The following is a 26,419-nucleotide window of genomic DNA, read 5'->3' as shown; positions in this document are numbered from 1 at the left end:
CACCGCGGTCTCGAAGCGCGCCTTCGAACCGGACGCGGGGAGCCTCCGTCCAACTGGGCACGCGGGCCACAACGGACCGCCTCAACCCGGATGGAGTTTCAAATGTCGATCAAGACCAGGATTGCCGCCGTCGCTCTCGCCGCCCTCGCCGTCACGGGCACCATGGTGTCCACCACCTCGCAGGCTCAAGCCAAGCCGCCCGGCTGGGTCTGGGGTGTCGGCGCCGGCATCGCCACCGCCGCAGTGGTCGGCTCCGCGATCGCCGCCAGCAACGACCCCTATTACTACGGCTACCGCCGCTGCGGCTGGGCCGCCCAGTACAACGCCTTCGGCCAGTACGTTGGCCGCGTTCGCACCTGCTACTGATCTGAGTACCTGAGGCCGATCTCACGTGGATCCCGCGTCCGACACGGGCGCCTCATCCACCCCGTGTCGCGCCCCCGACCCCGCCCGGCTGTCCCCCGGGCGGGGTCATTCATTTGGGTACCGGGATTTTGTTGCCGTCCCGTCACACAGGAGTGCCAACCATCCACTGCGGCAATCCGCACCAGTTGCTATTGCGAATTAATCGCAATAAAGTTGGTAGCGAGCCTAGGTACTTGGGAAGAAATCACGTCGAATCGGGATCGTCTCGCCCGACCACGTGAGCGCCCAAGACATGGTGACAGGGCCGCGGCGAATCGGCAGGGATAGCGCGGCGTGGGCATATTCGTGTTTTGGGGGCGTGCGTTTTGACGTTGAGAGGGCATCGACACCGGTATTTGCGGACGGCCGCTGCAATCGCCTCGGGCGTGCTGGCTTTTCCCGCCGCCGGCCGCGCGGCCGATCTGCCGCTGAAGGCGCCCGCGCTGAAAGCGGTCTATGACTGGACCGGCCTCTATATCGGCGCGCACACCGGTTTCACCCGCGGCACATCCTCCGCGACGCTGACCGATCCCACACTCGCAACCGACAACCATGTCTTCACCGGCGCGACCGGCGGCGTCCAGGCCGGCTACAATTGGCGCCTGAATTCGGGGCTGCTGCTCGGCGTCGAAGGCGACATCTCGTTTCCGAACTATCTGCCCTCCAATCACGTCGTGTCGTCGGCGGCGACCGCGCTGTCGAGCGCGGAGGAGCGCTGGGATTATGTCGCGAGCCTGCGCGCGCGGCTCGGTTACACCACCGGCAACTGGCTGGTCTACGCCACCGGCGGCGCCGCGTTTGCCGGCGAGCGCTTCCTCGCGACGCCGACAGGCGGCAGTGAAGAGAAGGTGTTGAACACGCGGTTCGGCTGGACCGCCGGCGGCGGCGTCGAATACGCCTTCGCGCCGCACTGGAGCGCGCGGCTCGAATATCTCTACAGCAAGTTCGAGAACGCCAACGTCACCTTCCCCTCGGGCGCGCAATATTCGTCGTCGATGGATTTCCAGAGCCTGCGCATCGGCCTCAACCGCAAGATCGACTGGCCGGGGGGGCCGACCACCAATCCGAAATCCGACATCACCGACGCCGAGTCCAGCCGCTGGGAGATCCACGGCCAATCGACCGTGCTGGGTCAGGGCTACCCCGCGTTCCGCGCGCCCTATACTGGACCGAACAGTCTGATCCCATCGCCGGATTTCCAGCAGACCTGGAGCAACTCGCTCTATCTGAATGCGCGGCTGTGGGACGGCGGCGAGGTCTATTTCAATCCCGAGCTGCTGCAGGGCTTTGGCTTCAACAACACGACGGGCGCTGCCGGCTTCCCCAATGGCGAAGCGCAAAAATCCGGTTTCCCCTATCCGCACTTCGACGCCTCGCGGCTGTTCGTGCGCCACACCTTCGGCTTCGGCGGCGAGCAGGAGGAGCTTGCCAGCGGGCAGCTTCAGCTTGCCAGCAAGGTCGATGTCTCGCGCTTGACCCTGCAGGTCGGCAAATTCGCCGTGGTCGACGTGTTCGACGGCAATTCCTATGCGCACGACCCGCGCAAGGATTTCATGAACTGGTCGATCTGGGCCTCCGGCGCGTTCGACTATGCGGCTGACAAGCTCGGCCTGGGCTATGGCGCGACCGCCGAATTGAACCAGAAGCAATGGGCATTGCGGGCCGGCTACTTCCTGATGGACGCCACATCCAACTCGAACAATTTCGACATGAATGTCGGGCGCCGCGGCGAGTATGTCGCAGAACTCGAGATGCGCTATTCGCTGTTCGGCCAACCCGGCAAGCTGCGCACGCTCGGCTTCGTCAACAGCGCCTTTGCGGGCAGTTATCGCGAGACGCTGGATAATCCCGCGTTTGGCGTGGACATCACCCAGACCCGCCGCGGCCGCCTCAAATACGGCTACGCGCTCAACCTCGAACAGGCCGTCACCGACGACATCGGCGTGTTCGGACGCTGGAGCTGGAACGACGGCCACAACGAGATCATGGCCTTCACCGACATCGACCGCAGCCTGTCCGGCGGCGTCTCGGCGAAGGGAACGAAATGGGGCCGACCCGACGACGTCGTCGCCATCGCCGGCGCCGTCAACGGCCTCTCGCAGGACCATCGCGACTTCCTTGCCGCCGGCGGACTCGGGCCGTTGATCGGCGACGGCCGGCTCAACTACCGCCGCGAACGCGTGCTGGAGACCTACTATGCCTACGCGCTGAACAAGGCGCTGACCTTCACGGCCGACTATCAGCTCATCGTCAATCCCGCCTACAACGCCGACCGCGGACCGGTCTCGGTGTTCTCGGGGCGCCTGCACGGTGAATTCTGACCGCAGCCCGCCATTGGACGATCCAACGAGCGGGTCGCTGACGCCTCACGAGGCTAGCAGGACTTCTGCTGCAGATGCTGGACGCATGTGCACGTCGTCGTTGCCGGGTACTTCACGTCGTAATACGGGAAACTCGACGAGGCCGGGCTGTTGGTCGAGCAGCGCGGAAACAGGTAATAGCTGTCGGTCAGCTTGACGGTGCCGCTGATCGCGAAGCCCAGATTGGGCGTGTAGTCGTAGGACACCTCGCTCAGGATCAGCGAGATGTTGGCATTGTTCGGATTCTTCGGGTCCGGCGCCGTATACGCCGACAACGTCATCTGCTGACCGATTGCTCTGGCTCCCGACGAGCTGGTCGACTTGCTCCATTGCACCGTCGCCTTGCCGGTGCTGTCGGTCGAGACCTCGGACACCGTGATCGTCATCAGGGAGGCGCCGCCGCTGGTGGTGGCATACGGAGCCATGATGGCCGACGAAGCTGCAAGAATGCTGTCCATCTGGGACGACGTAACCTGCGTGTTCTGCGACACCATGTCGGCAACACTGTGCGCGGTTGCGCTGACCTTGACGTTCATGGACAGGCCGTTGCCGAGCTCGACGCCGCCGACATAGAGCAACAGCAGGAACGGGCTGATGATGGCGAATTCCGTCGCGGCAACGCCCCTGGCATCGGTCCACAGGTGCCGCGCGCGAAACCTCATGCGGGCGATCATGGCAAGCTCCTCTTAAGAACCCGGTTCATTCTGGAAAGCGGCCGACGACATGATGAGCCGGTTACCGTTCGAAAGATTTGAGAGATTGAAACCAAGCGGCCCCAGCACGACCGGCCATACGTACATCACGCGGAGCACGACGATATCGCCGGCAGTTCCGGGATTGTATTGCCAGACATTCGAGACGGCGCCCTTGGCGTCGAACGTCAATGTGGGCGTGGCCGTATTCGCCGAAGACCACGCATTGGCGACCTGCATGTCGACCATCAAGCCGCTGCAGGTGAAGAATATCACGACCTGATCGCAGACCGCCTGCTTGAACACGGACTGCGTCATCTGCTGGGATTGCACCTGCCCGGTCAGAACCAGGCGGGCCGCCTGACGCGTCACGGTTTCGAGCGTCTGCTGGGCAAAGAAGACAAGAAACGTTTGAATGACTGCGATGATGAGCGCGAGGAACGGCGCGCCAACCAGCGCGAACTCGACCGCCGTGGCTCCATTGCTGTCCCCGGCAAAAGCGGCGCAGCGATCGCGGCATCTCCTTTTTGTTACGATGTCCGGTCGGACCATGGCGCGTCCCTATTGCATGAGGCTGGCTGTGCTTGACGCGACCTTGATGAACAGGTCCGTCAACGCCTTGGATATGTCGCCGCCGCTTTGAACGCTCTTGTAGAAGCCGGGCGAGGCGCACGCCTGGAGGTTTTGCGCGATCTGGCCGGTTGAGGAAGTAGGCTGATCGTATTTGTCTATCCAGCTCATGTACCAGCTGTCCGTCTTCTGGATACCGGTGCTGGGATTGGCGATGAGCTGCAGATACTCCGTGTACAGAACGGCGATCTTGATACCCCGGTTCTTGATGGTCGTGCACATCGCCGTGTCGAGCGGCTGCTGGCATCGACTGTTGGAGGCGAAGCTCGCGTTTGGACAGGTCGCGGAGATCTTGTCTTCGACGCCGTCGGTGACCAGGAACACCACTTCCTGCGGCGTGTCTCCCGTCGCGTTGGTCCCAAGCCCGGGGGTAGGCATGATGGCGTTGATGCTGGTAAGCGCACCGGCGATATTCGTGCCATTGTCGGTCTTGCAGTTGGTCGTCACGACGACGCAGTTCTGGTAGGCGACCGGCATCAGCGAGATATTGGAAACTTGGGTTCCGGCGCTGCTCGGGGTTGTCAGCGTCGCCAGTGTGTTCAAAGCCAAATCGAACGTATAGAGCGCCGCCTTGTAGGTGGTGTTGTTCAGCGCCGCCATGCACTGCATGACGCCGCCCGAAACGCCCGACTGCGGGCAGTTCGACCAGCTATTCAGCAACTGGTTGACGGCACTCGTTACGAGATCGATCCGCAAGGTGATGTTTCTTTGCCGTGCGATCGCGAGGTTGTCCTTGGTGCCGCCGTCGTGAGCGATATTGGTTTGATGGCACGCGAAGCCGCAATTCTGCGAGGCCCCTGCCGACTGGTACGCGGGGGCAGTGTATGTGATGAGAGCGGCGATGTCGGTGGCGGTCGCACCAATCCCCATGGACGGCGAGTCGTCCATCAGCAGATAGAAATTCATGTTGGGCGCGCTCGACGCGCGCGCGGTCGCCGAACCGGCGATCTGCCAGGTCTGCTTGCCGAGAACCCCCGGGAAATTGTTGATGGACTCCGCGGCATAGGAGACCGTGATGGTCCGCTGCAGCCCGGAATCGACGACATTGACCGTCGGTGTCGGCGTGGTCTTGAGGCCCGCCAGGTTGGCCTTCGCTGCAAAGACGGCTGTCGCGGTGGCCTGGACGACGGTGCTGTCGGTCTGCGTCAACATCGCCGGTCTCACGGCCGCGATCGCGGCTGCGTCGGCGGCCGCGTTCAACTGCTCCCGCTTGCGCAGGGCCAGCGTGTAATCGAGCGCCATGCCGAGCAGAAATATGGTGGGCACCATCATCAGCGCGAAGATGATGGCGACGTTGGCCTTCCGGTCTCGCTGGAACCGAAGAACTACGCGGCGGAGCATTTGACCTTCACCCTGATTGCCGTCGCTGCGGCCGAGACCATTTCCTGGCGCCTTGCGACCGGAGGAGACCACAGGTTTTCGCAGCCGATCGCTCGCTCTTTACGAGGGCAAATATGGATATCGCGCCTTAATCAACGCTTACGCGCGTTCCATAAACACGGACCCGGACGGGGCGGGATGTGTCACATTGAGAAAGCATCATTAACGCCGCTTAAACAGGTTCGCCGAGAATTCCCCTACGGGGTCAGCGCCTCGAAAATCGAGCGAAAGCGCGCGCCTGACCTCCGACTATTTAGGTTGGAACCGGGCATATCCCGCCTGGAGTTCTTATATAAGGGGCTCGGTCCGGCGTCCGCCGGGCCTGACATCCCTCTTTCCTGCACACAATGTTGTCCGTCGAACTCATCATCGTCGTCGTTCTGATCGTCATCAACGGCCTGTTATCCATGTCCGAGCTGGCCGTGGTCTCGTCCCGCCCGGCCCGGTTGTCGCTGCTTGCCGCCAAGGGTGTGCGCGGCGCCGAACGGGCTCTGAAGCTGGCGGCCGATCCCGGAAAGTTCCTCTCGACGGTGCAGATCGGCATCACCCTGGTCGGCGTGCTCTCGGGCGCGTTCTCCGGCGCGACGCTGGGCCAGCGGCTGACGCAATGGCTGGTCGAGGCTGGTCTCTCCGCCGGCGTTGCCGACATCGTCGGCGTCGGCATCGTGGTCACTCTCATCACCTACGCCACGCTGATCGTGGGCGAGCTGGTGCCGAAACAGGTGGCGCTGCGCGATCCCGAAAGCGTCGCGGTGAAGGTTGCGCCGGCGATGCACGTGCTTGCGAAGGTATCGCTGCCGCTCGTCTTCCTGCTCGATCTCTCCGGCAAGCTGATCCTCACGCTGCTCGGCCGCGGCGGCAAGGCCGAGGAGAAGGTGTCGGAGTATGAGATCCATCATCTCGTCACCGAGGCCGAGAATGCAGGCGTGCTCGAGCCCGGCGAGAAGGAGATGATCGCCGGCGTGATGCGGCTCGGCGACAGGCCGGTCGGCGCCGTCATGACGCCGCGCACGGAGGTCCACGAGATTGACCTGAATGATGCGCCGGAAGCCATCCAGGAGATCATCGCAAAGAGCCCGCATTCGCGTTTTCCCGTCTCCGACGGCGACCGCGACAAGCCGATCGGCGTGCTGCAGGCCAAGGACCTGCTGATCGCCTATATGAACGAACGCGCGCCGGATCTGCGCGCACTGGTGCGCGAGGCGCCCGGCATTCCGGCGTCGGCCGACGCTCGCGACGTGCTGGCCATCCTGAGATCTGCGCCGGTTCACATCGGTTTCGTGTACGACGAATACGGTGCCTTCGAGGGCATGGTGACCGCCGCCGACATCCTCGAATCGATCGTCGGCGCCTTCCATTCGGAGCAAGGACCGCCGGAGCCGGCCTATGTCAGGCGCAGCGACGACTCGTTGCTGGTCTCCGGCTGGATGCCGGTCGACGAGTTCGGCGAGCTGCTCGGCATCGAGCTGCCGCCGCACCGCTACAACACGGTCGCCGGCCTCGTGCTGCAACAGTTCAACGCGCTGCCTGACATCGGCGATGCCTTCGACTTCGGCGGCTGGCACATCGAGGTGATCGATCTCGACGGGCGGCGGATCGACAAGATTCTGGCGAGCCGGACGGGTGAAGTCGAGACGGGGTGAGCTCCAGCCTCGCGTCAGCCGCGGACCTTCACCCGAACCTCACCCCGATGCGTCTTTCCTTGCGCCAGACCACGGTGCAGGCGAGATGCGTTCCATCCGCCTGGATGATGAGCGTGAAGTGTTCGGGGATGCCGACGGGGCTGGAGACGTCGAGGGCGGCGCCGGTGTCGGAAAAATTGCGGACGGTGCAGTCGATCGCGCCGCCGCCGAACTCGATGGTTCCGGCTTTCAGCACACGATGCCTGGCTCTATCGCGTCGCTCGTCCATGACGCCAATTTACACCCGAAGCTGACATAGACGTTAAAACACAACTCCGATCCCCGACGAATTTTCGCCACCGCAAAATGCGCGGTATCATGCGGCAGATCGGTGCCTCAGAGCGCCGGCTGGAACGTCTCCGCCTGCGCCATCCTCCAGGCGTCGCGGAACCTGGGATCCTCGGTGCCCTCGAGCAATTCCCCCGGGCGCAACGCCGGATAGAGCTGCGCGAAAGACTTCACGTCGGTCGTCGACGTCCGCTGGCTGAAATGAATCGGGCGCAGCTGCTGTGGATGTTCGAGGCCGGCCGCGGCGATCAGCTCGGTCAGCGAATGCAGCGTGGCGTGGTGATAATTGTGCACGCGGTCGATCTTGAGCGGCACGTAGAGCGCACGGGCGCGGGTCGGGTCCTGCGTCGCGACCCCGGTCGGGCAGCGGTCGGTGTGGCAGCTCAGCGACTGGATGCAGCCGAGCGAGAACATGAAGCCGCGCGCCGAATTGCAATAGTCGGCGCCGATCGCCATCGCGCGCGCCATGTCGAAGGCGGTGGCGATCTTGCCGGAGGCACCGATCTTGATGCGGTCGCGTGCGTTGATGCCGATCAGCGCGTTGTGCACGAAGCTGACGCCCTCGCGCATCGGCGTGCCCAGATGGTCCATGAACTCCAGCGGCGCGGCGCCGGTGCCGCCCTCATTGCCGTCGACGACGATGAAGTCCGGATAGATGCCGGTCTGCAGCATCGCCTTGCAGATCGCCAGGAATTCCCAGGGATGGCCGATGCACAGCTTGAAGCCGGCCGGCTTGCCACCGGAGAGCTTTCGCATCTCGGCGACGAACTGCATCATGCCAACGGGCGTCGAGAAGGCGCGGTGCGAAGCCGGCGAGATGCAGTCCTCGCCCATCGCGACGCCGCGGATCTTCGAAATCTCCTCCGAGACTTTCGCGGCCGGCAGCACGCCGCCATGACCGGGCTTGGCGCCCTGGCTGATCTTGAGCTCGACCATCTTGATCTGGTCCTGGGCGGCGACGCGCGCGAACGCTTCCGGATCGAAAGAGCCGTCGAGGTGACGGCAGCCGAAATAGCCCGAGCCGATCTCCCAGATGATGTCGCCGCCCATCTCGCGATGATAGGGGCTGAAGCCGCCCTCCCCGGTATCGTGCGCGAAGCCGCCCTTTTTCGCGCCGGCATTCAGCGCACGCACGGCATTCGGGCTGAGCGCGCCGAAACTCATGGCGGAGATGTTGAACACCGAGGCCCAATAGGGCTGCTTGCAGTCGGGCCCGCCGATGGTGATACGGAATTTCTCCTCGGCATGCGTCTTCGGCGAGACCGAGTGATGCATCCACTCGTAACCCTCGCGATAGACGTCCTCCTGGGTGCCGAAGGGGCGCTTGTCGAGCTCCATCTTGGCGCGCTGATAGACCACCGCGCGGGTGTCGCGCGAGAACGGCATGCCGTCCTTTTCGCTCTCGAAGAAATACTGCCGCATCTCGGGCCGGATCTCTTCGAGCAGGAAGCGGATATGCGCCGAGATCGGATAGTTGCGCAGCACCGCGTGGCTCTTTTGCAGGAGATCGCGCACACCGAGCAAGGTGAGCGCAGCAAAGATCAGGATCGGGACCAGCAGGATGTCGAAGATCTTGCGGTCGGCGATGCCGATGCCGATCAGGAGCGCGGTAACGACCGCGCAGATCGTCAGAACGATGAAACGCGGCGAGAATGGCAGAAGCAGGGTTTCCATGATCCCCTCGTCCGCGAGCGCCAGGCGCTTGGGAGATGAGGGTTCGGGAGCTTCCTGCGGTTTGTTGTCTTCGACCACGATTCCCATCCTCTCGCCAGCATGAGGCGGTACGATACGCCTGCGCCAGTCATACGGATATGACGCGGCCCTTGTTTCAGGCTAGCGAATTCGGCCGTAGCAAATCAATCAACCCGATGGGCGGATTTTTGCAGTGCAGCAGAGGCAAGGGAATAAGGGAGCGGACTTCAGGCATTCCCGGGCCGACGAATGCAGACCCGGGACATGCAAGCCTGGAGAACGGCGATCAGCGCTCGACGAACGCCTTCTCGATCACGAAGTGGCCGGGCTTGTTGCCCGAGCCCTCGATGAAATCGCGGCCTTCGAACATCACCTTCAACTCTTCGAGCATCGCCGGACTGCCGCACATCATCACGCGGTCGGTCGCGATGTCGAGCGGGCCCTGGCCGATATCGTTGAAGATCTGCTCGGAGTTGATGAGGTCGGTGATGCGGCCGCGGTTCTTGAACGGCTCGCGGGTCACGGTCGGATAATAGATGAGCTTGTCCGCCAGCAGTTCACCGAACAGTTCGTCCTCACGCAAAGTCGCAACGAGCTTTTCGCCATAGGCGAGCTCGGAGACCTGACGGCAGCCATGCACCAGCACGATGCTCTCAAACTGGTCGTAGACATCGGGGTCCTTGATCAGGCTGGCGAACGGCGCGAGGCCCGTGCCGGTCGAGAGCAGCATCAGCCGCTTGCCGGGAATGAGATTGTCGGTGATCAGCGTGCCGGTCGCCTTGCGGCCGACCAGGATGGTGTCGCCTTCCTTGATCTTCTGGAGGCGCGAGGTGAGCGGGCCGTCCTGAACCTTGATCGAGAAGAACTCGAGCTCTTCCTCGTGGTTGGCGCTTGCCATGCTGTAGGCGCGCAGCAGCGGACGGCCGTCGATCTCGAGGCCGATCATCGCGAACTGGCCGTTCTGGAAGCGGAAGCCGGTGTCGCGCGTGGCGCGGAAGCTGAACAACGTGTCGGTCCAGTGCTGGACGGAAAGAACCTTCTCTCGGTAAAACGCGCTCATGATTTTCGATATTCCGAATATTTGCGGTTTTAGAACAACAGCGTTGCGCGGCCTCTTCGAGCGAGGCGGGCACCACTTGCCATGGCGGAGGATTTCTCAGGCGTGATCTACGCCATTGAGACCAATAATCAACCTCGTTTCGGGTGCAATTGATGCCGATCAAACCGGCATCTGCGACGGAATTAGCCGGATCATTAACGGATCTGCTGTCGGGCCCGCATCAAGGGTAATTTCTTTTCCCTGAAAGGCTCGATCGCAGCACTTAATTTCCGTCGCGCTCGCGAGAATTTCATTAAGAATAGCTCTGGTTTTCACCCCGGCCCGGCGCCGTTTCCCGCATTTTTGCGGCCTTTGGCGACAGGAATGATCAGGCACACGATTGAAGCAGATGGCGGCGAGCGGCGAGCGGATCTTCCTCCAGGCGATCAGGCACTATTGTGCGAACCACGGCATCGCGGTCGATGTTCGCGCCGGTGGCTGGCTGATCGCGATGCACCGGGGCGCAAGGCGCCATTTCGCCTTCGGCTATGACATCGGCCTCAACAGCGCCATCGCCCATCGCCTCGCCAACGACAAATCGGCGACGGCCGAGGCGCTGACGCTGGAAGGCGTGCCCTGCATTCCGCATCAGCTCTTCCTCAACCCGAAGCTGGGCGAGACTATTGTTGGCGCCGGCTGGCGAGAGGCCATGCTCGGGCTGCTTCACGATCATCCGGAGGGCGTGGTGGTCAAGCCGAACGAGGGGACGTCGGGACGATCCGTCTTCAGGGCGACGACGGAGGCCGAACTCGACCACGCGTCTGGCGAGGTCTTTTCGATGAGCGCGGGGCTCGTGATCTCGCCCTATGTCGCGATCGAGGAGGAGGTCCGAGTGATCCTGCTCGATGAGGAGCCCCTCGTCGTCTACAGCAAGCAGCGTGGCGCGGACTGGCGGCACAATCTCGATGCCGGGGCACAGCCGGTGCTGATGGAGGACGGCGATGTTCGCGCTGCCTGCGTGAAGCTCGCGATCGACGCCGCGCGCGCCATCGGCATCACCTTCGCGTCGATCGACGTCGTTCGCGTCCATGGCGCGTGGCAGGTGCTGGAAATCAATTCTGGCGTGATGATGGAAGCGCTGGGCAAGCTGCATCCGGAGCTGGTGCAGGCGACGTATGACGCGGCGCTGGATCGGGTGTTTGGGGATCACCGCTAGCGCCGACTTATCACCGTCACCCTGAGGTGGCCGCTTCTTCAGCGGCCCTCGAAGGGCGACGGCCCGGCTGCAGCTGCATCCAGGCCGCTCATCCTTCGAGGCTCGCCGCGCAGCGCAAATGCACTGCGCGGCTCGCACCTCAGGATGACGAAAACCCACCGGTCACATCTTCAGGGACCCGCTCGCGACCTCAATTATTCGCGCCCGCTGAATCGTCCATCGCCTTGAACGCCTCCTCCAGTTGCAGCGAGATCGGCACGTTCAGGCGTTCGCCGGTCGGAAGCCGCGCGGTGAACCATTTGTTGTAGAGCGGGACGAGGTCGCGGTTGGAGCCGAGCTTGCGGAAACTGCGCTCGACCACGGCCGAGAGTTGCGGCTCACCCTTGCGGAACATGATGCCGTAGGGGTCGTAGGACAGATAATCGCCGGTGACGCGGAACTTGTCCTGCGACTTGTGGCGCGCGATCAGGCCGGAAAGCAGAATGTCGTCGGTTGCGAACGCATCCGCCTTTCCGTCCGCAAGCATCTGGAACGATTGCTCGTGATCGGCACCGACGGCGATGATAAGCCCCAGTGACGACTTCTTGTCGGCCGCCTGGATCGCCTGCTCGTTGGTGGTGCCCTTCGTCACCACGATGGTCTTGCCCTTCAGATCGGACAGCGACTGAACGCTCGACGCCTTCGGCACCATCAGCTTGGTGCCGGCGACGAACATCAGCGGCGAGAAGGCGACACGCTTGCCGCGCTCCGCATTGGCCGTGGTCGAGCCGCACTCCAGGTCGATCTTGTTCTGGAGCACCGCGTCGATGCGGTCGTCCGAGGTGACCTTGACATAGTCAATCTTCAGATTGGGGTCGTCGACCTCGACGCCGATCTCCTCGACGATGGCCTCGCAGAGTTCGAGGCTGTAGCCGATCGGGCGGCCTGATTGGTCGAGGAACGAGAACGGCGGCGAGCTCTCGCGATAGCCGAGCCGCACGACATGCGCCTTCTTGATGGCCGCCAGCGTCGGGCTGAGCCCTTCGCCGCCGGTTTGGGCGGAAGCCGCGGTCGCGAGCAACGATGCCGCGAGCCACAGGCAGCCGCCGATCACTGACCTTGCCAATGAGCATCTTCATCGCGCAGACCTATCACATCGAGATGTCGCTCGGCACCCAGCTCGCGATGCTCGCGACGCTGATGATCACGTCGAAGGGTGTCGCCGGCGTACCGCGCGCCTCCCTGGTCGTGATCGCCTCGACGCTGTCGCAGTTCAACATCCCCGAGGCCGGACTGTTGATGATCATGGGCATCGATACCTTCCTCGGGCATCGCCCCCATCGCCACCGAGAAGAACACGGCGAAGATCACGATCTGGAGGATCTCGTTCTGCGCCATCGCATCCGCGATCGAGGTCGGGATCAGATGGGTCAGGAATTTCTCGATCGAGAAGGCGGAGACCGGCAGGCCGGTCGACTGCGCCTTGTCCGGCAGCGTACCGGGGAAGTTGGCGCCCGGCTGCAGAAGATTGACCATCACGAGGCCCAGCATCAGCGAGATGAAGGAGGCGCAGACGAACCAGCCCATGGTCTTCGCAAAGATGCGTCCGAGCCTCGCACCGCTGCCCATATGCGCGATGCCGCCAACCAGTGTGGCGAATACCAGCGGCGCGATGATCATCTTGATCAGGCGCAAGAACATCATGGCGATCAGGTTGATGGCGGAGGCCCATTCGGCGCGCGTATCGGGCAGGAAGTTGTAGATCGCCGAGCCCATGATGATGCCGAGCACCATCGCCGCCAGAATGTATTGCGTAAACCTGTTCGACATCGATGACCCCCACATACGCCGGCGCTTCATAGTGTCGCAGATATGACAGCTGCGCAACACGCTTGGCGTGCAGTCGCTTCGTCCTGATGTTCCCATTGTGAAACTGGAGGCGCCGATCTAGCCTTCATGCAGCGCACAAGGAATGCGGCTTGCACGTTTTGTTTGCGGCGGCTGCATCAATAATCGCCAAACAAGAGAAGAGGAAACGCCATGAGCGGCAGCATCAATCGCCAGATTCTTCTGGTGGAAAAGCCCAGCGGCAAGCTCGGCCCTGAACATTTCAAGATGGTCGAGGGCGTGATGCCGGAGCCGAAGGACGGCGAAGCTTTGCTCCGCGTGCGTTATATCTCGCTCGATGCGGCCAACCGTGCCTGGATGCACGGCGCGACTTATCGGTCCGCGGTCGAAGCCAACAGCGTGATGGCCGGCGGCGCCATCGCCGAGGTCATCAGCTCGAAGGCGCCCGAGCTCGCCGTCGGCGACATCGTGTTCGGCGACACCGGCTGGCAGGAATATGCGGCGGTGCCGGCCAAGCATCTCACCAAAATGCCGAAACTCGAACCGATGACGCATCTGCTTAGCGTGTTCGGCATCGCCGGCCTCACCGCCTATTTCGGCTTGATCGAGATCGGCAAGCCCAAAGAGGGTGAGACGGTCGTGGTTTCCGCTGCCGCGGGCTCGGTCGGCTCGATCGTCGGACAGATCGCCAGGATCAAGGGATGCCGCGTGGTCGGCATCGCCGGCGGCGCCGACAAATGCAACTGGCTGACCTCCGAACTCGGCTTCGATGCCGCGGTCGATTACAAGGACGGCGCCGTGTTCAAGGCGCTGCGCGCAGCGGCGCCCAAGGGCATCGACGTCTATTTCGACAATGTCGGCGGCGACATTCTCGAAGCCTGCCTGCCGCAGATGAACAATTACGGCCGCATCGCCTGCTGCGGCGCGATCTCGCAATATGACGGCGCGCCCTCCGCGCACGGCCCGCGCGGCGTGCCGGGCCTGATCGTGGTGAAGCGTCTTATCATGCAGGGCTTCATCGTGATGGACTACATGAAGGAAAGCCAGCGCGCGCTCGATGATCTCCAGGCCTGGGTGAAATCCGGCAGGCTGAAGGTGCAGGAGGACATCATCGACGGCCTGGAGAACACGCCGAAGGCGCTGATCGGATTGCTCGCGGGCGAGAACCGCGGCAAGCGCATGGTCAAGCTCTGACGATGTCAGCGTCTCAACCGCAGAGGTAATATCTACTTGCGGTAGAGACCAAAGCGGCCAAAGATACCGTTCGCGAGGCATCACTCGCGACGATTTCGATTGCATCACATTGATAATGCGCCGGGCTTTACCGGCAGGGCAGGATTTACTCGGATGTTCAACACGTTGAAACATGTTTCGACGCGCAACGCGTTGCTGGCGGCGGCATTCTTCGCAACTGCAACAAGCGCATTCGCGCAAGCGCCGACCGACGCTCAGAAGAGCGCGATCCGGTCCGCATGCCGCTCGGACTTCATGGCGCACTGCTCGAGCGTGACGCCCGGCGGGGTGGAAGCGTATCAATGTCTGCAGAAGAACATGTCCAGCCTGTCACCGGGATGCCAGACCGCGGTTCGCGCGGTCGAGCCCGCCGCGGCCCCGAAGGCCGAAGCCACACCCAAGACCGAAGCCGCTCCCGTCGCGCCGAAAGCCGAAACCGCTCCCAAGGCGGAGCCCACGCCTGCAGCGTCGAAGGCAGAACCCGCTCCCGCGGCAAAGCCGGCAACCGCACCGGCGCCGAAGGCCGCAGCGGCCAAGCAGCCGAGCAGCGCGCAGGTTGCTGCGATCAAGAGCGCATGCCGTCCCGATTATCCCAAGGTGTGCGCCGGCGTGCCGACGGGCGGGGCCCCCGCGCTCGAATGCCTGGAGAAGAACAAGTCCAGGGTTTCGCCGGCATGCGAGAAGGCCGTGGCCGCTGCGTCCGGGGGTGGTGCATCCCCGGCGGCGCCGGCGGCTGCCACGCCCGCTGCGGCGTCAGCCCCTCCGGCAGCACCAGCCGTGATCGTGTTACGGCCGCTGCGGCCACGCGAAGAGCTGTTCATCGTCCAGTCCGCATGTCGCGAGGATATCCGCACGCTGTGCGGCAGCGTGCCGCCAGGTGGCGGCCGGATCATCCAATGCGTTGCCAGCAATGCGGCCTCGCTGTCGCCTGCCTGCAAGGACGTGCTGGCGCCCTTCGCGGCGCGATAAGCGGCGCGTGTGAATGAATTTTCGCGCGCCGGCTGCGACAAACCTTTTGCCGATATCCGATTTCAATCGCGACAAGACCGGGAGAAAGACATGCGTGCATTGCTGCTCATCGCTTCCGCGCTCCTTGCCTTCGGGGCGACCATGACGTTCGAGGCCACCGACGCCAATGCGGTGGTGTGCGCCCGCGGCGTCTATCGTGCCGGCTGCGCCGGGCCGAACGCGGCCGTCGTGGTCCGCAAGCCGGTTCCAGCGGTCCGCTGCACCAAGGTGCTGGTGAACGGGGTCTACGTGAAGCGCTGCGTCTGATGCGCCGATAGCCAAGCCGTCGCGGTTTGGCTATGCTTCGCAACGTCAATGCTTCGGGCTCGCGCCCAACGCGCGTCCGGAGGTGAGTTTCGGCGCGCCTTGCCTTGCCCATATTTCCGCTGGCGCGGGAAGCCGGAGCCCATTAGTCTACCCCTAGATAGTAAGTATACTGTCAATTAGGGAGGCAGACGTTGCGGATCGCCGTGATTGGCGGGGGGCCCGGTGGGCTCTACTTCGCCTATCTCTGGAAGAAGCGTCACCCCGAGGATCAAGTCGACCTGTTCGAACAGAACCCGGCCGACGCGACCTGGGGCTTTGGCGTGGTGTTCTCCGACCAGGCGCTGGAATTCCTGCGCGCCGACGACCCCGAGACGGTCGACGCGATCGCGCCGCACATGGAGAGCTGGGAGAACATCACGCTGAACCTGCATGGCGACCACGTCGCCATCGACGGCGTCGGCTTCTCCTCGATCGGCCGGCTCGAGCTGTTGCAGTTCCTGCAGCAGCGCGCCCTCGATGTCGGCGTCACGCCGCGGTTCGACACGCAGATCCAGACGATCGACCAGCTGGGCGGCCACGATCTGATCGTCGCCGCCGACGGGCTGAACTCGCTGGTGCGCCGCGCCTATGAGGGCGATTTCGGCACCTCGCTGTCCTACTCCTCCAACAAGTTCGTCTGGTACGGCACCTCGAAGCGCTTCGACACGCTGTCGCAGACCTTCGTGAAGACCGATCGCGGCGCCTTCAACGCCCATCACTACCGCTACTCGCCGACCATGAGCACCTTCCTGGTCGAATGCGACCACGCGACGTGGCAGGCCTACGGCTTTGCCTACAAGGACGCCGAGCAATCCAAGGGCGTCTGCGAGGAGGTGTTTGCCGACACGCTCGGCGGCCATTGCCTGGTCTCCAACAAATCGGTCTGGCGCAACTTTCCCTGGGTCTGGAACGAGCACTGGTCGTTCAAGAACATGGTGCTGATCGGAGACGCCCTGCATTCGGCGCATTTCTCGATCGGCTCGGGCACACGCCTCGCGATCGAGGACGCGATCGCGCTGGTCAAGGCGCTGGAATCGGATGCGCATCTGTCGACCGCGCTGCATCGCTATCAGGCCGCGCGAAAGCCGGTGGTGCAGAAACTCGTCAACGCCGCGCGAACCAGCGCCTTCTGGTACGAGCACTTTGCCCAGCACATGCAACTCGGCCTGATGGATTTCGCCTACAGCTACATCACCCGCTCCGGGCGCATCGATGATTCCCGCCTGCGCCATATGTCGCCCGGCTTCATGGCGCGCTACGAGGCCGCCAAGAGCGATGGCGGAGATGCGGACGGCGAGGCGACGGCATGAGCAACGAGATTCGCGACCAAGTGCCCGCGGACTGCGCGGGCGCCCGCGAGATCGGCTTTGCCGTTCCTGATATCTACAACGCCAGCCGCGTGCTGTTCGACAATATCGGCAAGGGCCGCGGCGACAGGCTCGCCCTCATTGGTCCTTCCGGCACTCGCACCTACGGGGAGCTCTGCGCTGACGCGTGCCGCTGGGGCAACGGCCTTGTCTCGCTCGGCCTGAAGCGCGGCGACCGCGTGCTGCTGTTCCTCGACGACACGCCGGCCTATCCCGCCGCCTTCTTCGGCGCGGTGCGCGCCGGATTCGTGCCGCTGCTGATCAACACGCTGACGCCGCCGGACCTGCTGCAATTCTATCTCGCCGATTCCGGCGCGAGCGTTGCCGTGGCGGACGCCGAGTTCTGCGTGCGCTTCAACGTCGAGGCCTGCAAGGACACGGGCCTGCGCACGCTGATCGTCGTCAATGGCGCGATAGGCGACCACGCCGCGCCGCAGGCGATCGCCGCAGCAGGCTGGCTCGCGCAATTCCCTGACGAGCTGGCGGAAGCCCCGACACATCGCAACGAGATGGCGTTCTGGATGTATTCGTCCGGCTCGACCGGCCGGCCCAAGGGCATCGTGCATCTCCAGCACGACATGGCCTATAGCGACGCTGCCTTTGCACAGAACGTGCTGAAGCTGACGCCGGATGACATCTGCTTCTCTGTGCCGAAGATCTTCTTCGCCTACGGTTTCGGCAACTCCGTCACCTTCCCGTTCTCCGCGGGCGCGGCGACGCTGCTGCTGCCGGGGCAACCGAAGCCGGCGTCGATCTTTGCGGCGATCGAGCAGTACAGGCCGACGGTCTTCTTCGGGCTGCCGACGCTCTATATCTCGCTGACCAAGGCCGAGGGTGCCGACAAGACCAACTTCTCCTCACTGCGCATGTCCCTCTCCGCCGCCGAAGTGCTCTCGGCCGACGTCTTCAATGGCTGGAAGACGCTCACAGGCCTGGAGATCGTCGAAGGCCTCGGCTCGACCGAGGTGCTGCACATCTACCTCTCAAATCGTCCCGAGCAGAAGAAGCTGGGCGCCGCCGGCCTGCGCGTACCCGGCTACGAGATCGCGCTGCGCGACAAGGACGGAAACGACGTCGCCGACGATGAGGAAGGCATCTTGTGGGTGCGCGGCGATTCCAACACGCCGCTGTACTGGAACAGGCCGGACAAATCCGCCGAGACCATCCGCGAGGGCGGCTGGATCTACACCGGCGACCGCTTCGTCCGCGATGCCGACGGCTTCCACTTTTTCCGCGGCCGCGCCGACGATCTCATCAAGATCTCCGGCCAGTGGGTCTATCCGCTCGAAGTCGAACTGTGCCTCGCCGACCATCCCGACATCCGCGAATGCGCGGTGTTCGCGGCCGAGCTGCCGGACCGGCGCATGACGCTGAAGGCTGTGGTGGTGATGAACAACCGCGCCGCCGACGAGAGCCAGGCGACGCGGCGGCTGCAGGACTATGTGAAAGGCAAGCTGCTGCCGTACAAATATCCGCGCGAGGTGATCTTCATCGACGAGTTGCCGAAGACGGGGACGGGGAAGATCGACCGGCAGGCGTTGTTGCGGATGTGAGGCCGCCTATTTCTCGGTGTCATCGCCCGCGAAGGCGGGCGATCCAGCATTCCAGAGACGGCGCGGCTAGAACCGGGGGGCCGCGGCGTACTGGATTCCCCGCTTTCGCGGGGAATGACGGCGGAGATAAAGGCGACAGCATCTGCGCTTCGCTTGTCCGGGACGACAGTTGAGAATGAGGCACGAGCATCGCCTCACATCCCCCTCACCCCGCCTTCCCTAGATGCTCAAGCGCATCCTCCGCGCGCAGCGGCACCCGTGACGCCTCGTTGTTGAGATCGACGAGCTGCACCAGCAGCCCCGTCAGCGCTTTGCGTTCAGCGGGCTTCAGCGGCTCCAGCATGCGCGCCTGGGCGCGCTCGACGGCGGGGATGATCTCGCGCAGGACCGCGGCGCCCGGCTTCGTCAGATAGAGCAGCTTGATGCGCTTGTCCTCCGGTGCCGGCTTGCGCTCGATATAGTCCTTGGCTTGCAGCCGCTCGATCACGCTGCCGAGCGTGGAGCGGTCGAAGGCGATCACCGCCGACAGCCGCGTCGCGTCGATGCCGGGATGGGTGTGGATCGCGATCAGCGCCGCGTATTGCACCGGCGTGAGGTCGAATGCCTTGCACTCCTCCATGAAGATCGCGACCGCGATCTGCTGCATCCGCCGGAACAGATAGCCCGGCGCGGCATAAACCGCGTCGATCGTGATCGGAGCGGCGGGCTTACTCGGCATCGGGCTGCTTCTCCGGCGCGGCGCTGGCGAACGCCGTCAACGCCTTGGCGGCGGCTTCCGCCTTCAGCAGGCGCGGATAGGCTGCGACGTCGACGCCGAAGCGGCGCGCATTGGCGAGTTGCGGCACGAGGCAAAGGTCGGCGAGCGTCGGCGCATCGCCGAAGCAGAACGGACCCGGTTCGTCCCTGATCAGCGTCTCGCAGGCCGACAGCCCTTCGCGATTGACCCACGCCGCCCATTCCTGGACTTTCTCCTCGGCAAGCCCCAGCTCGCGCAGCCGCGCCAGCACCTTCAGATTCTGCACCGGATGGGTGTCGCAGGCGATCGCCAGCGCGAAGGCGCGTACCTTGGCACGCTGCAACGGATCCTTGGGCAGCAGCGGCGGATTGGGATGGGTCTCGTCGAGCCATTCGATGATCGCAACCGATTGGGTCAGCACCGCACCCGCATCATCCTCCAGTGCCGGCACCAAGCCTTGCGGATTGATGGCGAGATAGGCTGGCGCGCATTGTTCGCCCTTGCGCAGATGATGCGGCAGGTGCTCGGCGCCGAGGCCCTTCAGGTTGAGCGCAATCCGCACGCGATAGGCGGCGCTGGAGCGGAAATAGCCGTGCAGCTTCATCGGAACCCTCCCTCTTGGTCTTGTGACGTTGACGCTACCTAGACCGTCAGTATACTGTCAATCAACAAAACAGACGGGAGCCGCGCCATGGAAGCCGTGACCAAGACGCCGGAACGCGAGGCGTTCTACAAGAAGATCGACGGCGAGAATCTCACCGCGCTCTGGACTGTCATGAGCGACCTGATCACGCCGGAGCCGAAGAGCGCGTGCCGGCCTCACCTATGGAAATTCGACGTCATCCGCGACTACATGACGGAAGCCGGCAAGCTGATCACCGCGAAGGAAGCCGAGCGGCGTGTGCTGGTGCTGGAGAACCCCGGCCTGCGCGGACAATCAAGGATCACGACCTCGCTCTATGCCGGCGTGCAGATGGTGGTGCCCGGCGATGTCGCGCCTGCCCATCGCCACAGCCAGTCCGCGCTGCGCTTCGTGCTCGAGGGCAAGGGTGCCCACACGGCGGTGGACGGCGAGCGCACCGCGATGGAGCCCGGCGACTTCATCATCACGCCGTCGATGACCTGGCACGATCATTCCAACGAGACCGATCAGCCGATGTTCTGGCTCGACGGCCTCGACATCCCGCTGGTGCAGTTCTTCGACTGTTCCTTTGCGGAGGGATCGAAAGAAGACCAGCAGAAGATCACGAAGCCCGCCGGCGACAGCTTTGCGCGCTACGGCCACAATCTGCTGCCGGTGGATGTGAAGCGAAACTCGAAGACGTCACCGATCTTCAGCTATCCCTATGCCTACACCCGCGAGGCGCTGGAGAAGGCAAGGACGAGCCAGGAATGGGACGCCTGCCACGGGCTGAAGCTGAAGTTCAGCAATCCCGAGACCGGCGATTTCGCGATGCCGACCATCGGCACCTTCATCCAGCTGCTGCCGAAGGGCTTCAAGACCGCCCGCTACCGTTCGACCGATGCGACGGTGTTCTGCCCGATCGAGGGCCGCGGCCGCAGCCGCATTGGCGATGCCGTCTTCGAATGGGGCCCGCGTGATTTGTTCGTGGTGCCGAGCTGGCAGTGGGTCACGCACGAGGCCGACGACGATGCGGTGCTGTTCAGCTTCTCGGATCGGCCGGTGCAGCAGAAGCTGGATTTGTTTCGCGAGGACCGGGGGAATGCGTGAAGCCCTGATATCAGCTTCACCCTCGGTGTCGTCCCTGCGAAAGCAGGGACCCATAACCCCGGGGAGATGTTTGGCGAAGATTCGAAGTTATCTTTCGCCGGTATGAAGACCGTTCGTCCTCGATAGATCACGCGGTATGGGTCCCTGCTTTCGCAGGGACGACAGAAAGCTACCGCCAGTGCAATAATTTGACCTCCAGCCAGCCGATCACCTTCCCCACCGCCAGCCCAAACACCGACAGGATCACCACGCCCGCGAGCAGCTGATCGGTCTGCATCAGGTTGCCGGCCTGGAGCACGAAGGCGCCGATGCCGTATTGCGCGCCGATCATCTCGGCGCTGACGACGAGCAGCAGCGCGACCGAGGCCGTGATGCGGAAGCCGGCGAGGATCGCGGACAGCGCGCCAGGCCAGATCACCTTCCGCACGATGGTGGCGAATGGAACGTTGAAGCTCTGCGCCATGCGAATGAGATTGCGCGGCACGGCGTCGACGCCGCTATAGACCGAGATCGCGGTCGAGAAGAACACGCCGAGCGCAATGGTCGCGATCTTCGGCTCTTCGCCGATGCCGAGCCAGAGGATCAGGAGCGGCAGCAGCGCGATCTTCGGGATCGGAAACAGCGCCGAGATGAAAGTGATGCCGACGCCGCGCGCGAGCCGCGACAGGCCGATGGCGAAGCCGACCGCAATGCCCGCCGCGGTGCCGAGCACCCAGCCGACGCCGATGCGCAGCAGCGAGGCCGACAGATGCTGCCAGAGCGCGCCTGAGATCGCGAGCTGGTAGATCGCGCGCGCAATGGCCAAGGGCGCCGGCAGGAACAGCGGATTGACGAGACCGGCGCTGCCGGCCACCTGCCAGAGCGCGATCACGAGCGCGAGCGCGATCCAGCCGCCGAAGCGGCTGCTCGCCGGCACGAAGCCGGCGCCGCGGAAGCGAACGCGTCGCGTCGTGTCGTTCTTTGCAGGCGCGCCCGCGCGCTCAAGCATCCAGAACCTCACGCTCGGCGTCGATCGCCTCGTTGCGGATCAGCGACCAGATCTGGTCCTGCAGCGCGAGCAGCTTTTCACGCGCCATCGTCTCGCCGCGCTCAGTGCGGGTCATCGGCACCGTCACGACCTCGCGAATCCGGCCCGGCCGGCGCGACAGCACAACGATACGGTCGGCCAGCCGCGCGGCTTCTTCGAGATTATGCGTGACATAGACCGCGCCCATGCCGCCATCGGCGAGCAGGCGGACGAAATCCTCCATCAAGAGCTCGCGGGTCTGCGAGTCCAGCGCCGACAGCGGTTCGTCCATCAGCAGGATCGCGGGCCGCACCGCCAGCGCCCGCGAAATGCCGACACGCTGGCGCATGCCGCCGGACAGCTGCTTTGGATAGGTCTTGCGAAAACCGGTGAGGCCCGTGCGGCGCAGCGCGTCCTCGACCTGCGCACGCCGCTGCGCGGCCGAGAGCTGGGCATGCAGAAGCGGGAATTCGACGTTCTCCTCGACGCTCGCCCAAGGCAGCAACGCAAAATCCTGGAACACGAAGGTGAGCGGATTGAGGCTGTCCGCCGGCGGCGTACCTCGCAGCTCGGCCGCGCCTGAGGTCGGCTGCAGCAATCCGCCGAGGATCGACAGCAGCGTGCTCTTGCCGCAGCCGCTGGGGCCGACGACAGCCACGACCTCGCCAGCGCCGACCGTAAAGGAGACGTCATCGAGCACGGCGAGGTCGCCGAAGCGATGGGAGATGTGGTTGGCGATCAGGTCCATGAAGCGCCTCCTGTCGGTCCGTCATCCTGAGGCGCTCGCGAAGCGAGCCTCGAAGGATGCACGGCCCAGATGCAGCTCGGCCGCTCATCCTTCGAGGCTCCCATCGCGATGCTTATGCATCGCAATGCTCGCACCTCAGGATGACGGGGATGTTTGGGGGAACGCAGCATCAATCCGCCTTCACATAATCCCTGGCGATGATCGCATTCGCGTCAAAGCCCTTGTCCGCGAATCCTTGCTCCTGCAGCCATTTGATCTGGTTGTCGACGTTCTTCACGTCGAGCTTGCCGTCCGGATCGATATAGGCGCAATTGCCGACCACCTGCTCGACCGGAAGGTTGGTATACTTGGCGATGATCTCGAGCAGCGGCTTGGTCTGCTCGTCGATCGGCGCGACACCGTCCTTCATCGCGGCGAGGATGACGTCGTAATATTCGCGGTCGGCTCTTGCGAGCGCGCCGAGAAACTTCGTCACCAGCACCTTGTTGGTCAGCGTCTTCGGCGCGGCGAACACCGCGCCCAATTGCCAGGGCGTCTCGTCCCCGACCCACCCCAAGAATTTCGCGCCGCCTTCGTCCATCAGCTTGCGCGCCGTCGAAACCGGGAGCAGCGCCGCATCGACGGTCTCGCCCTTCAGCGCCGCGGCTGCGTTCGAGAGCGATTGCAGCGGGATGATCTTCACCTCGGCGAGCTTGAAGCCATACTTGTCGGCGAGCAGGCCGAGCGAATAGTGGAACGACGAGCCGACCTGCGTGACCGCGACGCGCTTGCCCGCGAGATCCTTCGGGGTCTTCAGCCCGGCCGCAAAGGCATTGTTGCTGGCGAAATAGCCGATCAGGGGATAGCCGGCCTTCTCGCGGCTCATGCCGCCGATCACCTTCAGCACACCCTTGCCGGCGAGATTGTAGAGACCGGCGGTGAAAGCGGTGACGCCGAAATCGATGTCGCCCGAGGTGGCGGCAACCGCGATCGGCTGGGCCGCATCGAAGAATTTCAGCTCGACGTCGAGGCCGGCCTCACGGAAATAGCCCTTGTCCTGCGCGATGAAGACCGGCGCGGACGACGACAGGCGAAGCACGCCAACCCTGGCCTTCAGCGCGTCCTCGGCCCGGGCCGTGCCCATCGCCATGATCGCCAACAGACCCGCAAAAGCGAGCCGCGCAATCCCGATCATCCCGTTTCCTCTCGTGGTCTTGTCGGCCCGTTAGAGCCCTTCGGGCACGGGCTGATCCCGCCCGATGAAGGCGCCCTGTTGTTTCAACGTTTCCTGCAACTTTTCAACCGGGATTTCGCGTGGAATCCGGTTTCCGGCGAGCGCGAGCGCGGCGGCGGAGCCGGCCGCCTCTCCCATCACGAAACAGGCACCGGACACCCGCGCTGCCGACTGGCCCTCATGGGTCATCGAGGCACAGCGGCCGGCGACGAGGAGATTGTCGACGCCTTCGGGCACCAGCATCCGATAAGGCAGCTCGTTATAGCCGCGCGATTCCGGGATCGGCGGGAAGGTGAACACGACGTCGCCGGGAACATGGGCCTCGATCGGCCAGCCGTTGACGCCGATGGAGTCCTCGAACGAGGCACAGCCAAGCACGTCCTCGCCGCTGAGCTGGTAGCCGCCCTTGATGCGGCGGGTCTCGCGAATGCCGAGCTGCGGCGGCAGGTCGACGATGTAGGATTTTTCAAAGCCCGGCACGGTGCGGAGGAATTCGAACGCGGCGAGCGCCTGCTTGCGGCCCTCGATCTCGCCGCGGGTGAGATCGTCAGGCTCGATGCCGTTGATGGCGTGGCCATCCTCGCGCGCCACCTGGGTAAAATTCACCCGCCATTCGATGCCGGATTTTTGCGGCCGCACGATGGCGCTCTTGCGCGGGAATCTGTGGGTGCCGGCGGCGAGCGCCTTTTCCATCAATTGCGGGATGGTCCGCCAAGCCTCGCCCGCCTTGTCGGGATCGATGCCGTTGAGACGCAGCATCATCGACGGATACATCGGATGGCCGTGCTCATCGCCGAGCTCGAACGGCGCGCCGGCCCAGACGGCGAGATCGCCGTCACCGGAGCAATCGATGAAGATCTCCGATCGCACCGCCTGCCGGCCGGCCTTGGTCTCGACCAGCAGCGCATCGATGCGGCTGTTATCGCCCATCACAACGCCGGCACCGAGCGCATGGAAGAGAATGTGAACCTTGTGGCTGGCCAGCAGTTCGTCGGCCGCGATCTTGTAGGCCGCGGTGTCATAGGCCTGCGCGAAGACCTTGCCGAGGATCAGGTGCGGCGCATTGAGGCCGTTGAGACGATCGATCCGCGCCAGCAGATCGGACGCCATGCCCTGCACCAGCCGATGCGCCTGACCATAGACATTGCCATGCAGGCCGCAAAAATTGGTGACGCCGGCCGCGGTGCCCATGCCGCCGAGAAAGCCATAGCGCTCGATCAACAGAGTCTTGCGCCCGGCGCGCGCGGCCGAGGCCGCCGCGACGATGCCGGCCGGGCCGCCGCCGAGCACGACGACTTCATATTCGCCATAGAGCGGAATCTGGCGAGCGGGCTCGTGGATGGTTTTGGAGGACAAATCGAGATTCCCTGATGATCAGTTGGCAATCAAGTCTGGCCACCGCCCCAATTCGCCGCCCGCTTCTCCGCAAACGACGCCAGGCCCTCCGCCGCCTCCGCGCTCTGGCGCTTGACCGAATGCAGGTGCACGAGCCGCTTGTAGGCGGCATCGTCAACCGCCATTCCGCCGAACGAGCTCTCCAGCGCGAGCCGCTTGGTCTCGGCCATCGCCTCGGGTCCGTTGGCGAGCAGCTGCTCGACCACCTTGGCTCCGGCGGCCTCCAGCTCGGCGAGCGGCACGACGTCATGCACGAGGCCAATGCGGCGCGCGTCTTCAGCGCCGAAGCGTTCGCCGGTCAGCGCATAGCGACGGACTTGCCGCACGCCAATGGCGTCACAGAGCTGCGGGATGATGATCGCGGCCGTCAGGCCCCAGCGTACCTCGGTAATGGAGAACAGCGCGTTGTCAGCCGCGATCACGACGTCGCAGGCCGCGATCACGCCGGTGCCGCCGCCGAAACAGCCGCCTTGCACCAGCGCGACGGTCGGGATCGGCAAGGTGTTGAGCCGCTGCACTGCCTCGAAGGTCGCCCGCGAGGCCGCTTCGTTGGCCTCGATCGATTGCGGCCGCACGCCGTTGATCCATTTGAGGTCGGCGCCGGCCTGGAAATGCTTGCCGTTGCCCCGGAGCACGACGACCCGGAGGCCCGGTTTCCGGCCGAGATCGTCCATGGCCGCGAGCACGCCGGCGATCAGCCCGCCGTCATAGGCGTTGTTGACCTCCGGCCGGTTCAACGTGACGGTCGCGACGCCGCGCGCGTCGAGGCTCCACAGGACAGGGCTGGCAGTCATCGGCGATCCTCCGGTCGTATGTTTGGCCCGCACTATGGCCGAGACCGCGCGCCCTGATCCATATCTTTGCGGCGTAGCGCGGCCGCGCCCATCGCATGGCAGCTTGTGTCATGCTGG

Annotated in this window: 24 protein-coding genes and 2 pseudogenes; 11 read left to right on the top strand and 15 right to left on the bottom strand. The window is 64.0% G+C overall.

Annotation, left to right across the window (positions count from 1 at the left end):
- Positions 1–102: 102 nt before the first annotated feature.
- Both F8237_RS18045 and F8237_RS18040 read left to right on the top strand, forming a co-directional pair.
- On the top strand, positions 103–366 hold the full coding sequence (locus F8237_RS18045) for a hypothetical protein (protein WP_162006108.1): 264 nt from the start codon (positions 103–105) through the stop codon (positions 364–366).
- Between the two features lie 395 nt (positions 367–761).
- Positions 762–2,726 (top strand): carbohydrate porin, encoded by a 1,965-nt coding sequence (locus F8237_RS18040; protein ID WP_162006107.1) that lies wholly within the window; start codon positions 762–764, stop codon positions 2,724–2,726.
- Positions 2,727–2,779: 53 nt separating this feature from the next.
- Here F8237_RS18040 and F8237_RS18035 read toward each other — a convergent pair whose 3' ends face one another.
- From F8237_RS18035 to F8237_RS18025, 3 genes are read right to left on the bottom strand one after another with little or no spacing between them, the layout of a single operon-like run.
- Complete coding sequence (locus F8237_RS18035) at positions 2,780–3,439, bottom strand: TadE/TadG family type IV pilus assembly protein (RefSeq protein ID WP_151646726.1); 660 nt, start codon at positions 3,437–3,439, stop codon at positions 2,780–2,782.
- A gap of 12 nt (positions 3,440–3,451) precedes the next feature.
- The gene (locus F8237_RS18030) at positions 3,452–4,009 is read right to left on the bottom strand and encodes a TadE/TadG family type IV pilus assembly protein (protein ID WP_151646724.1); all 558 of its coding nucleotides are present in this window, start codon (positions 4,007–4,009) and stop codon (positions 3,452–3,454) included.
- 9 nt (positions 4,010–4,018) lie between these two features.
- Positions 4,019–5,428: a TadE/TadG family type IV pilus assembly protein gene (locus tag F8237_RS18025; RefSeq protein ID WP_151650598.1), complete on the bottom strand. Its 1,410-nt coding sequence runs from the start codon at positions 5,426–5,428 to the stop codon at positions 4,019–4,021.
- Between the two features lie 386 nt (positions 5,429–5,814).
- On the opposite strand from F8237_RS18025, the gene F8237_RS18020 reads away from it, so the two are divergent.
- Positions 5,815–7,110 carry a hemolysin family protein gene (locus tag F8237_RS18020; RefSeq protein WP_151646722.1) on the top strand — a complete coding sequence of 432 codons (1,296 nt, stop codon included), beginning with the start codon at positions 5,815–5,817 and terminating at the stop codon, positions 7,108–7,110.
- A gap of 28 nt (positions 7,111–7,138) precedes the next feature.
- On the opposite strand, the gene F8237_RS18015 is transcribed toward F8237_RS18020, so the two are convergent.
- From F8237_RS18015 to F8237_RS18005, 3 genes are all read right to left on the bottom strand, one after another.
- Positions 7,139–7,378: a PilZ domain-containing protein gene (locus tag F8237_RS18015; protein WP_151646720.1), complete on the bottom strand. Its 240-nt coding sequence runs from the start codon at positions 7,376–7,378 to the stop codon at positions 7,139–7,141.
- Between the two features lie 107 nt (positions 7,379–7,485).
- Positions 7,486–9,198, bottom strand: a complete 1,713-nt coding sequence (locus tag F8237_RS18010) for an FMN-binding glutamate synthase family protein (protein ID WP_201280133.1) — start codon at positions 9,196–9,198, stop codon at positions 7,486–7,488.
- Between the two features lie 217 nt (positions 9,199–9,415).
- A complete protein-coding gene (locus F8237_RS18005) occupies positions 9,416–10,189 on the bottom strand; it encodes a ferredoxin--NADP reductase (RefSeq protein ID WP_151646719.1) in 774 nt (257 codons plus the stop codon).
- A 388-nt stretch (positions 10,190–10,577) separates the two neighbouring features.
- Here F8237_RS18005 and F8237_RS18000 point away from each other — a divergent pair, with 388 nt between their 5' ends.
- Complete coding sequence (locus tag F8237_RS18000; protein ID WP_151646717.1) at positions 10,578–11,384, top strand: ATP-grasp domain-containing protein; 807 nt, start codon at positions 10,578–10,580, stop codon at positions 11,382–11,384.
- A 190-nt stretch (positions 11,385–11,574) separates the two neighbouring features.
- On the opposite strand, the gene F8237_RS17995 is transcribed toward F8237_RS18000, so the two are convergent.
- Positions 11,575–12,489 (bottom strand): amino acid ABC transporter substrate-binding protein, encoded by a 915-nt coding sequence (locus F8237_RS17995; RefSeq protein ID WP_151646715.1) that lies wholly within the window; start codon positions 12,487–12,489, stop codon positions 11,575–11,577.
- A gap of 2 nt (positions 12,490–12,491) precedes the next feature.
- Here F8237_RS17995 and F8237_RS17990 point away from each other — a divergent pair.
- A pseudogene (locus tag F8237_RS17990) lies at positions 12,492–12,689 on the top strand (cation:dicarboxylate symporter family transporter); the annotation flags it as partial.
- Here F8237_RS17990 and F8237_RS17985 read toward each other — a convergent pair.
- A pseudogene (locus F8237_RS17985) lies at positions 12,687–13,193 on the bottom strand (dicarboxylate/amino acid:cation symporter); the annotation flags it as partial. The pseudogenes F8237_RS17990 and F8237_RS17985 overlap by 3 nt on opposite strands.
- A 210-nt stretch (positions 13,194–13,403) precedes the next feature.
- Between F8237_RS17985 and F8237_RS17980 the strand changes: the two are divergent.
- From F8237_RS17980 to F8237_RS17960, 5 genes are all read left to right on the top strand, one after another.
- On the top strand, positions 13,404–14,405 hold the full coding sequence (locus tag F8237_RS17980; RefSeq protein WP_151646713.1) for an NADP-dependent oxidoreductase: 1,002 nt from the start codon (positions 13,404–13,406) through the stop codon (positions 14,403–14,405).
- A gap of 153 nt (positions 14,406–14,558) precedes the next feature.
- Positions 14,559–15,413: a cysteine rich repeat-containing protein gene (locus F8237_RS17975; RefSeq protein ID WP_151646711.1), complete on the top strand. Its 855-nt coding sequence runs from the start codon at positions 14,559–14,561 to the stop codon at positions 15,411–15,413.
- A gap of 90 nt (positions 15,414–15,503) precedes the next feature.
- Entirely contained in the window at positions 15,504–15,719 is a 216-nt protein-coding gene (locus F8237_RS17970; RefSeq protein WP_151646709.1) for a hypothetical protein, read from the top strand.
- Between the two features lie 191 nt (positions 15,720–15,910).
- Entirely contained in the window at positions 15,911–17,068 is a 1,158-nt protein-coding gene (locus tag F8237_RS17965) for an FAD-dependent monooxygenase (RefSeq protein WP_162006106.1), read from the top strand.
- On the top strand, positions 17,065–18,678 hold the full coding sequence (locus F8237_RS17960; protein WP_151646707.1) for a benzoate-CoA ligase family protein: 1,614 nt from the start codon (positions 17,065–17,067) through the stop codon (positions 18,676–18,678). Before F8237_RS17965 ends, F8237_RS17960 begins: the two co-directional genes overlap by 4 nt.
- 205 nt (positions 18,679–18,883) lie before the next feature.
- Here F8237_RS17960 and F8237_RS17955 read toward each other — a convergent pair whose 3' ends face one another.
- Both F8237_RS17955 and maiA read right to left on the bottom strand, forming a co-directional pair.
- Positions 18,884–19,396 (bottom strand): MarR family winged helix-turn-helix transcriptional regulator, encoded by a 513-nt coding sequence (locus F8237_RS17955; RefSeq protein WP_151646705.1) that lies wholly within the window; start codon positions 19,394–19,396, stop codon positions 18,884–18,886.
- Positions 19,386–20,018 (bottom strand): maleylacetoacetate isomerase, encoded by a 633-nt coding sequence (maiA, locus tag F8237_RS17950; RefSeq protein ID WP_151646703.1) that lies wholly within the window; start codon positions 20,016–20,018, stop codon positions 19,386–19,388. The genes F8237_RS17955 and maiA overlap by 11 nt, the downstream gene beginning before the upstream one ends.
- Positions 20,019–20,105: 87 nt before the next feature.
- Between maiA and gtdA the strand changes: the two genes are divergently transcribed.
- Positions 20,106–21,146, top strand: coding sequence for a gentisate 1,2-dioxygenase (gene gtdA / locus F8237_RS17945; protein WP_151646701.1), 1,041 nt, complete (start codon positions 20,106–20,108; stop codon positions 21,144–21,146).
- 169 nt (positions 21,147–21,315) lie between these two features.
- Here the strand turns inward: gtdA and F8237_RS17940 are convergent, their stop codons facing one another.
- From F8237_RS17940 to F8237_RS17920, 5 genes are all read right to left on the bottom strand, one after another.
- Positions 21,316–22,134: an ABC transporter permease gene (locus F8237_RS17940; RefSeq protein WP_151646699.1), complete on the bottom strand. Its 819-nt coding sequence runs from the start codon at positions 22,132–22,134 to the stop codon at positions 21,316–21,318.
- A complete protein-coding gene (locus F8237_RS17935) occupies positions 22,127–22,900 on the bottom strand; it encodes an ABC transporter ATP-binding protein (RefSeq protein ID WP_151646697.1) in 774 nt (257 codons plus the stop codon). Before F8237_RS17935 ends, F8237_RS17940 begins: the two co-directional genes overlap by 8 nt.
- Positions 22,901–23,069: 169 nt before the next feature.
- Positions 23,070–24,074, bottom strand: coding sequence for an ABC transporter substrate-binding protein (locus F8237_RS17930; RefSeq protein WP_151646695.1), 1,005 nt, complete (start codon positions 24,072–24,074; stop codon positions 23,070–23,072).
- 30 nt (positions 24,075–24,104) lie between these two features.
- A complete protein-coding gene (locus tag F8237_RS17925; RefSeq protein ID WP_151646693.1) occupies positions 24,105–25,469 on the bottom strand; it encodes an FAD-dependent oxidoreductase in 1,365 nt (454 codons plus the stop codon).
- 29 nt (positions 25,470–25,498) lie between these two features.
- Complete coding sequence (locus F8237_RS17920; RefSeq protein ID WP_151646691.1) at positions 25,499–26,302, bottom strand: enoyl-CoA hydratase-related protein; 804 nt, start codon at positions 26,300–26,302, stop codon at positions 25,499–25,501.
- Positions 26,303–26,419 lie beyond the last annotated feature (117 nt).

The sequence above is a fragment of the Bradyrhizobium betae genome (assembly GCF_008932115.1).
GTDB lineage: Bacteria > Pseudomonadota > Alphaproteobacteria > Rhizobiales > Xanthobacteraceae > Bradyrhizobium > Bradyrhizobium betae.
Note: the sequence above shows the minus strand (reverse complement) of the source record. Positions and strands in the feature narration are given on the sequence as shown.

Excerpts from the sequence above, each read along its gene's own strand:
- F8237_RS18045 (WP_162006108.1), top strand. The coding sequence starts at position 103 with ATGTCGATCAAGACCAGGATTGCCGCCGTCGCTCTCGCCGCCCTCGCC.
- F8237_RS18035 (WP_151646726.1), bottom strand. The coding sequence starts at position 3,439 with ATGATCGCCCGCATGAGGTTTCGCGCGCGGCACCTGTGGACCGATGCC.
- F8237_RS18030 (WP_151646724.1), bottom strand. The coding sequence starts at position 4,009 with ATGGTCCGACCGGACATCGTAACAAAAAGGAGATGCCGCGATCGCTGC.
- F8237_RS18025 (WP_151650598.1), bottom strand. The coding sequence starts at position 5,428 with ATGCTCCGCCGCGTAGTTCTTCGGTTCCAGCGAGACCGGAAGGCCAAC.
- F8237_RS18020 (WP_151646722.1), top strand. The coding sequence starts at position 5,815 with ATGTTGTCCGTCGAACTCATCATCGTCGTCGTTCTGATCGTCATCAAC.
- F8237_RS18015 (WP_151646720.1), bottom strand. The coding sequence starts at position 7,378 with ATGGACGAGCGACGCGATAGAGCCAGGCATCGTGTGCTGAAAGCCGGA.
- F8237_RS18010 (WP_201280133.1), bottom strand. The coding sequence starts at position 9,198 with ATGGGAATCGTGGTCGAAGACAACAAACCGCAGGAAGCTCCCGAACCC.
- F8237_RS18005 (WP_151646719.1), bottom strand. The coding sequence starts at position 10,189 with ATGAGCGCGTTTTACCGAGAGAAGGTTCTTTCCGTCCAGCACTGGACC.
- F8237_RS18000 (WP_151646717.1), top strand. The coding sequence starts at position 10,578 with ATGGCGGCGAGCGGCGAGCGGATCTTCCTCCAGGCGATCAGGCACTAT.
- F8237_RS17980 (WP_151646713.1), top strand. The coding sequence starts at position 13,404 with ATGAGCGGCAGCATCAATCGCCAGATTCTTCTGGTGGAAAAGCCCAGC.
- F8237_RS17975 (WP_151646711.1), top strand. The coding sequence starts at position 14,559 with ATGTTCAACACGTTGAAACATGTTTCGACGCGCAACGCGTTGCTGGCG.
- F8237_RS17970 (WP_151646709.1), top strand. The coding sequence starts at position 15,504 with ATGCGTGCATTGCTGCTCATCGCTTCCGCGCTCCTTGCCTTCGGGGCG.
- F8237_RS17960 (WP_151646707.1), top strand. The coding sequence starts at position 17,065 with ATGAGCAACGAGATTCGCGACCAAGTGCCCGCGGACTGCGCGGGCGCC.
- F8237_RS17955 (WP_151646705.1), bottom strand. The coding sequence starts at position 19,396 with ATGCCGAGTAAGCCCGCCGCTCCGATCACGATCGACGCGGTTTATGCC.
- maiA (WP_151646703.1), bottom strand. The coding sequence starts at position 20,018 with ATGAAGCTGCACGGCTATTTCCGCTCCAGCGCCGCCTATCGCGTGCGG.
- gtdA (WP_151646701.1), top strand. The coding sequence starts at position 20,106 with ATGGAAGCCGTGACCAAGACGCCGGAACGCGAGGCGTTCTACAAGAAG.
- F8237_RS17940 (WP_151646699.1), bottom strand. The coding sequence starts at position 22,134 with ATGCTTGAGCGCGCGGGCGCGCCTGCAAAGAACGACACGACGCGACGC.
- F8237_RS17935 (WP_151646697.1), bottom strand. The coding sequence starts at position 22,900 with ATGGACCTGATCGCCAACCACATCTCCCATCGCTTCGGCGACCTCGCC.
- F8237_RS17930 (WP_151646695.1), bottom strand. The coding sequence starts at position 24,074 with ATGATCGGGATTGCGCGGCTCGCTTTTGCGGGTCTGTTGGCGATCATG.
- F8237_RS17920 (WP_151646691.1), bottom strand. The coding sequence starts at position 26,302 with ATGACTGCCAGCCCTGTCCTGTGGAGCCTCGACGCGCGCGGCGTCGCG.